Source organism: Streptomyces sp. NPDC058239, from assembly GCF_042882185.1.
Classification (GTDB): domain Bacteria; phylum Actinomycetota; class Actinomycetes; order Streptomycetales; family Streptomycetaceae; genus Streptomyces.
The window spans coordinates 1-1,160 of record NZ_JBHVWS010000149.1 but is presented as its reverse complement, the minus strand read 5'-3'; the positions used below and the strand labels follow the sequence as shown (position 1 = coordinate 1,160).

The window sequence follows — 1,160 nt, the reverse complement described above, 5'->3', positions numbered from 1 at the left end:
CTAGTGTCCTGCGCCCGAGATTCGTCGTTAGTTCATGCATGAGTGCTTCTTCGGGTGTGCCAGCACCGCGTCGTGGTCCGAAGCTGGAACCGTTGTTGTTGTCCGTTGACGAGCGTGCGGTGTTGGAGCGTTGGGCCCGGCGGGCGACGTCTGCGCAGGCGGTGGCGTTACGAGCGCGGATCGTGCTGGCGTGTGCAGGTCCTGACGTTCCGCCGATTGTTGTGGTGGCGCGGGATCTTCGGGTAGCGGCGGATACGGTCCGCAAGTGGCGTCGGCGGTTTCTGGCCGCCCGGCTGGACGGGTTGGTCGACGAGCCCCGGCCGGGCCGGCCGCCCGCCATCAGCGTCGATCAGGTGGAGGCGGTCGTGGTCAGCACGTTGGAGGAGCTACCGAAGAATGCCACCCACTGGTCGCGCAAGTCGATGGCCGAACGCAGTGGGCTGTCGAAGTCGACCGTGGGCCGAATCTGGCGGAAGTTCCATCTCAAGCCTCATCTGACGGACACCTTCAAACTGTCGACGGACCCGTTGTTCGTGGAGAAGGTCTACGACGTGGTCGGGCTGTACTTCAATCCGCCCGAAGGGGCGGTGGTGCTGTCGGTGGACGAGAAGTCGCAGATCCAGGCGCTGGACCGGTCTCAGCCGGTGCTGCCGATGATGCCGGGCATGCCCGAGCGTCGCACCCACGATTACATCCGTAACGGTCTGACCACCCTCTTCGCGGCCTTCGACGTCGCGACCGGCGAAGTCATCACCTCGCTGCACCGTCGGCACCGGGCAGCGGAGTTCAAGAAGTTCCTCATCAAGATTGAGAAGGAGGTTCCCGGGCACCTCCAGATCCACCTGATCTGCGATAACTACGGCACCCACAAGACGCCCGCCATCAGAGCATGGCTGGCCAAACACCCCCGATTCCACCTGCACTTCACCCCCACTGGTTCATCCTGGATCAACCAGGTGGAGAGGTGGTTCGGTTTCCTCGCCGACCAGAAGATCCGCCGCGGCTCCCACAAAAGCGTGCGTTCCCTGGAAGCCGACATCCGAGCCTGGGTCAAGGAGTGGAACGAAAACCCAACACCATTCACCTGGACCAAGACGGCCGAGGAGATCCTCGACTCCCTCGCGCGTTTCTGCCAACGGATCTCCGGCGCAGGACACTAG

Annotated in this window: 1 protein-coding gene; it reads left to right on the top strand. The window is 63.4% G+C overall.

Annotated elements, in window-relative coordinates; genetic code table 11:
* The first annotated feature begins 38 nt into the window (after positions 1-38).
* Positions 39-1,160 carry an IS630 family transposase gene (locus tag ACFVYE_RS47285; RefSeq protein WP_383979878.1) on the top strand — a complete coding sequence of 374 codons (1,122 nt, stop codon included), beginning with the start codon at positions 39-41 and terminating at the stop codon, positions 1,158-1,160.

Bases quoted from the DNA above. Each gene is read 5' to 3' on its own strand.
- ACFVYE_RS47285 (WP_383979878.1), top strand. From the start codon at position 39: ATGAGTGCTTCTTCGGGTGTGCCAGCACCGCGTCGTGGTCCGAAGCTG.